This is a genomic window from Oscillospiraceae bacterium, assembly GCA_035353335.1.
GTDB lineage: Bacteria > Bacillota > Clostridia > Oscillospirales > JAKOTC01 > DAOPZJ01.
The window spans coordinates 1-5,732 of record DAOPZJ010000093.1 but is presented as its reverse complement, the minus strand read 5'-3'; the positions used below and the strand labels follow the sequence as shown (position 1 = coordinate 5,732).

The following is a 5,732-nucleotide window of genomic DNA, read 5'->3' as shown; positions in this document are numbered from 1 at the left end:
GCCGAGATAAATTCGCCAAAACCGACAAAGATAAAAATCAAGAACAAGGTAAAAGTATAGATGATAGGAATACTGTTGCAGTAAATTATTACGATTTTATTATTGATTATCTAAATAAAGACTATATTTCTTTGGTAGGACAATTAACGGGAGCATCCTTTTCAAACGATCCAGAAAGTAAAGAAGCTGATGACATTATAGAAGCTGATGACTATGCACACATAGAAGACGATAAAGAAATTGAAACTGCAGTTTTATTACTTAAAAAAGAATTAGAGAATGTAGACTATAACAATTTGGTTTTATTTATTGAAAAAGTCCTTATTGAACAAAATGGACTGTCATGCAAACAAAAATTTTTGATATATGATCATGTATACAGATATAAACCAAATTATCACGAACTATGTTTTAATGCCACGCAAGAGGTTAAAAGTGAAATGGCTGTAGATTTAAAAAAGTTTTTAGATGCTAATAAAATCGGTAACGTTAATGATTCAAATGATCCATCCGAGATTTTCAATATAGCTTGTGAAAACTTGAAAAGCTCAGATAAAACCATCACTTATAGAATAGGGTCAAAACTCGTTTTTAATTATATATCTGAATTATTCAACTACCTATTGTATGAAATGATTAATAACGAATGTATTATAAAAAAATGTCTTAACTGCTCAACTTATTTTATACCCACTAGATCGGACGCAGTGTATTGTAATAATATATCACCTCAAAATAAAACCAAAACGTGTGTTGATTATATGAGCTATAAGCATTATCTTGAAAAGACAAAAACCGATGAGGCAACTAGGCTCTATAAATTAGTTTATAACATTAAACGGGGAAAATATGAAAGGAGTCGTGGTAAAAATTTTAAAACAGATTTAGATAAATTTATAAAGGAAGCCAAAAAACGAAAAGAGGATGTAAAAAAAGGAATTATGAGTATTAAAGATTATTTAGATTGGTTAAAAGAACAACATACAAGCAAGCATGTTGGTAAAATTGAATTTAAAAAGGAAGGTAAAAACAATGGCATCAGTTGAAAAGCGGGGAGAAAGTTATCGTATTGTTGTTTTTGATGGATATTATCCCAATGGTAAGCAAAGAACGCGGAAAAAGACCGTGAAATTAGATCCAAATTTGACGCAAAAGAAAATCACTGACGAACTCGAACGACAGAAAGTGCTTTTCGAAGAACAAGTAAAAAAAGGACAATACTATTCTTCAGATATGCGCTTTTCCGAGTATGCTGAAATATGGATAAAGAATTACGGCGAACGTCAACTTGCACCAAAAACCCTGGAACGATATAAAGCTTTGTTAGTTAGAATCAATGATGCCATCGGTAACATACCTCTCGTTAAACTTCAACCACACAATATCAATGAATTTATAATGAACCTTGAAGAAGGAAAACGTGAAGACACGAAATTTATCGCAGTTGTTGATCTAAAAGAATTATCAAAAATCCATGGGATGACAAGAGTGAAACTGGCTGAGCAGAGCGGGGTTACAGAGTCGACGATATATGCTGCTTTTAGAGGACAAGGTGTTCGCAAAGAAACTGCTATCGCCATATGTAAAACGCTGAAGATTAAAATAAAAGACACTTTTGTAGAGAAAGGCGGAAATGTGAAGTTGGCGCCAAGAACGGTTCTTCATTATTTTCGTTTAATATCAACAATATTGAATGCTGCGGTTAAAGATGATCAAATAATCGATTCAAATCCCGCTGACCGTACGAGACCCCCTCATTCGGTTCGGAAAGAAGCTGAGTATCTTGACGATATTCAATCCATTCATTTGCTCGAACTATTAGAAGAAGAACCCATTAAATATACAACCGCAATAATTCTGTTGTTGTTCCTGGGACTGCGTCGTGGTGAATTGCTCGGTCTGGAATGGTCCGATATTAACTTTTCCAATCGCAAAGTAAGCATACATTGTACATCTCAGTACATAGCAGGCAAGGGTATCATAACAAAGGAGCCAAAAACTTCATCAAGTGTGCGTACCATAAAGCTATCGAATATTTGTTTTGATCAGCTGCAGACATATAGAGTTTGGCAAGATGAGCAACGTCTTTCCTTTGGTAATCAATGGCATGAGACTAATAGATTGTTTACTACATGGAATGGTTTGCCTATGCACCCTGATAGTTTATCGGGATGGTTTAAAGACTTTATTAAACGATCTGGTTTACCGAACATTCACTTACACAGTTTGAGACATACCAATGCTACGCTAATGATTGCGAGTGGGATTGATATCAGAACGGTATCAAGACGTCTAGGGCATGCTCAGACATCCACCACAATGAACATCTACACCCATGCAATTCAAAGCGCTGATGCAAAAGCCGCTGATAAGCTCGAAGATATGCTTAGTCCCAAAGGGAAAGTAATTCCATTTCGAGCAAAACAGATAAGTGAAGGATGAAATTACAAAGCCTCGTAATGTAATATTGTTTTATTTAAAATAATGAAAAAAAGTAGCTCCGCAAAAGCACAATTTAAAGAAATAAACCCCAAATAAACCCCATTTGGCTATTTTTATTCATTTTCAATAAAAATCAAAAAGCCCTTAAACCGCATGGTTAAGGGCTTTTTCGTGGTTGCGGAGACAGGATTTGAACCTGTGACCTTCGGGTTATGAGCCCGATGAGCTGCCAGCTGCTCTACTCCGCGTCATGTTAAGTTTTTCATAAAGTGTTCAGGCCGGAACGCTTTTTTATTATATACAGATTTGTTTTATTTGTCAAGGCGGAAACGGGAATTTTTTTAAAGCGGAATCACAGGCCCTGCCGGCGGATCCCGTCAGAGAGGGATGCGGAGAAAAATTTCAATCAAGGGCCGGGGTTCAAAAGATTCACCCGTTTGAAAAAAGCATTGAAAGAGCGGGTCATCCGGATGTCCGGGACTTTTTCTTCATGAAAGGGGAGTCAGCCCTTCATGGGGCGCGAAGGTTTTTATGATCCGGAGAGCCCGCCGGTTTGTTAAGCGGCTGTGATTTCTCTCTCATGAGGGGCACTGCGGCACGCGAAAAAAAGAAGAAAAACTCCCGTTTGTCGAAAAAGGTCGGATAATCCATCATGAAAGTAACAAATTACACATTTTCCTTAACAGGATGCAATATACAATAGATAAATATTGTAAAATTCCAATCTATGTATTGACATATATTAGCACAGTGGGTATAATTTTCCTGCAATGGAGTCAAGCCGCTGCGCTCTTTGCGGTGAAAAAGCGGCGGCAAAAAAATTTACAGGAGGAAACCAATCATGAGCAGAACCTTCAAAAAGTTGTCTGCAATGGTCCTCGCGATGCTGATGGTCGTGACCATGGCTTCCGCGCTGGCTGTCTCCGCCGAACTCAAATACGGCGCGAGAACGCTCGGCAATGCGGAAAGTCAGACGCTCGGCACATCCGCGAACTACGCGAAGATCATGAACAACACGCGCAGTACCACTGACGGATCCTTCTTTGCGGATTCGATCGGACTGTGGGGTTGGAACGGCATCACATCCGCCGCTCCTCTGAGCAACCAGAACGGCATCGACATCTTCGTCGAAGTCGTGCGCGGAACCTACGATTCCCGCGTCTGGAGCGAACCGGTACCCGAGTCCTGGACGTGGACCGATTACAGAACAACCCCCTCTACCACCGCCACCGTCTACACGGCACCGGCAGGTTGGGTCACAGGCGGCCCGACTACCCAAAATTTGAACGTACTCGACGGTATTGATTATCCGAACGCAGTCACCTATCATCCGGCAGTTGCCGCACAGGTGATTTCGGGCTCGGAATTCACGCCCTCCGTTTACACCAAAAAGAACATCTATATCGATCTGAGTGCATGGTCCAACCCGACCAGCTCCGCCAAATGGGCGAAGTACGGCACCAACACCATCACCATCGGCTTCAACGCCTCGGCTAACGCCGCCCGCGTTCTGAGCTGGTCGAAGATGCCGGCAACCGGCGTCGACTCCAACAATCTGCTGCAGTTCTTCACCTTCCAGGTGGATGCCACTCCCGCGCAGATTCAGCTGTTTGACACCGACCTGGCCGCCGCCATCACAGCCACCACAGGTGACAACGGCGTTTTCAATGTGTACTTCCAGGAGTGCACAAAGACGACCTTTACAGAGAGCACACCCGCTACCCCGACTGTCTATACAGACGACGCGATCACAGCGGGTTCCTTTACAACCGCTGTCGGTTATGTCTACAACATGGACGGTGAAGTCGCGCTCTGGAACGACATGTTCCACGGCACACATGCTTACACCAAGCTGTTCGGTTTTGAATACGGTGTTGCCGGCCTGATCGGTTATAACACCAAGGATACGACAGCTGCTGTCGACTTCATGCTGACAGCCGGCTCTCTCGTCACATATCAATGGGATATCACTTCGGCATCTTATAAAGATACCACAACATCCCCCGCAACCCTTGACCTTTCTCTCTTGAAAAAGTCATTTACGGCTGCTGCGGGCACGTATGCCTATAACTATGCATCATGGCTTGCTTTCGTTACCATGAGAAATGATGCAGCCGGTTATGGCTTTACAGTCACAATGGCAGATCCGAGAATCGGCACCTCGACACTGGTTCCGTCCGACGCGACAGTTACCTATACTTTCACCGGCCTCAAGGGTAATCTGCGTCTGACCTGGGCCACCGCGAATGCGGTATCCGGTCTCCAGACCGCGACCGCAGTCGGCGGTGAACATGGCGGCGAGGGCGGCTGGCACGGCGATTACAGAATCGTCGGCAACCAGAGCCAGACATTGCTCGCTTCCGAGCTTGAAGCCGGAAAACTCCTCTATTGGGAGCAGGTTCCTTATGAATCGGGCAATCAGCCGTTCGGAACAACCATCCAATGGCCGACAAATCAAAACGCCTATCTGAAGATCACTTACAAGACAGGCAGAGGAACCCAGTCCGACTGGAACTTCGACACCAAGATCAGAGCACTGGCTTCTGATATGAACCTGGTCGACGCCGCGAAACCGGGCAATGTTGACCTTCAACTGGTTCCGACCATCGGCGGCGCAGACCTCATCGCGGGCCTGAAAGAAACCGATGCCAAGGGTAAGACCCTGCGCGATTTCGGCCACACCCTGAACTATTACGTCGAATACACCAATGATTTCATGGCGCAGATGGTCATCGACATCCATGACAACACCCTGGATAACCTCACGACCGCTTACGGCAAGGCCAACCTCGTCGTCAGCATCGCGAAGGGCACCATAGTTACCGCTTACAGCTGCCCGATCACGCAGTATGACGAGACCTTCGTCATCCCGCTGCAGGACGGCACCTTCACGCTGATGCGCATCAAGGTCAGAACGAACTTCGATGATAAAGTCAGCCCGCTGGCCGATGCCGACATCACCGATTTCAACTACAGCCGTCTGACCTTTGTTGAGCAGATCAAGCTGTACAATGACCGCCTGGTCGACGCGAACGGCACGAGAGTGTACAACAGCAACGCCAACAAGGTCATCTACGTTGATATGATCAACGGGATCCCGGGCTCCGGCAGCTACTGGGACTATAACACCGCGACACCTCCGGTCGGAACTTTCCGGGCAGACGGTTACAACGGCGTCAACTACTACACGAAGCTGACGGCGCTCCTGTCCTACGTCGGATTCAACACCGACGGCTCCAAGCCGGTCCGCAACCCGGTCGGCTACGCGAAGTTCTACAACACGATTGACA

Annotated in this window: 3 protein-coding genes and 1 tRNA gene; 3 read left to right on the top strand and 1 reads right to left on the bottom strand. The window is 44.7% G+C overall.

Annotation, left to right across the window (positions count from 1 at the left end; all coding sequences use genetic code 11):
* Together PKH29_12350 and PKH29_12345 are read left to right on the top strand one after the other, a co-directional pair.
* Window positions 1-1,046, top strand: a 1,046-nt coding sequence (locus PKH29_12350) for a DUF6076 domain-containing protein (protein HNX15629.1), incomplete at its 5' end; no start/stop codon positions are given.
* A complete protein-coding gene (locus PKH29_12345) occupies window positions 1,033-2,442 on the top strand; it encodes a tyrosine-type recombinase/integrase (protein HNX15628.1) in 1,410 nt (469 codons plus the stop codon). The genes PKH29_12350 and PKH29_12345, both read left to right, overlap by 14 nt.
* Before the next feature lie 172 nt (window positions 2,443-2,614).
* On the opposite strand, the gene PKH29_12340 is transcribed toward PKH29_12345, so the two are convergent.
* Window positions 2,615-2,690 (bottom strand) — tRNA-Met (locus PKH29_12340).
* 593 nt (window positions 2,691-3,283) lie between these two features.
* Between PKH29_12340 and PKH29_12335 the strand changes: the two genes are divergently transcribed.
* The coding region (locus PKH29_12335; GenBank protein HNX15627.1) for a hypothetical protein at window positions 3,284-5,732 on the top strand (2,449 nt) is incomplete at its 3' end.

Coding starts and splice junctions, on each gene's coding strand:
- PKH29_12345 (HNX15628.1), top strand. CDS start 1,033: ATGGCATCAGTTGAAAAGCGGGGAGAAAGTTATCGTATTGTTGTTTTT.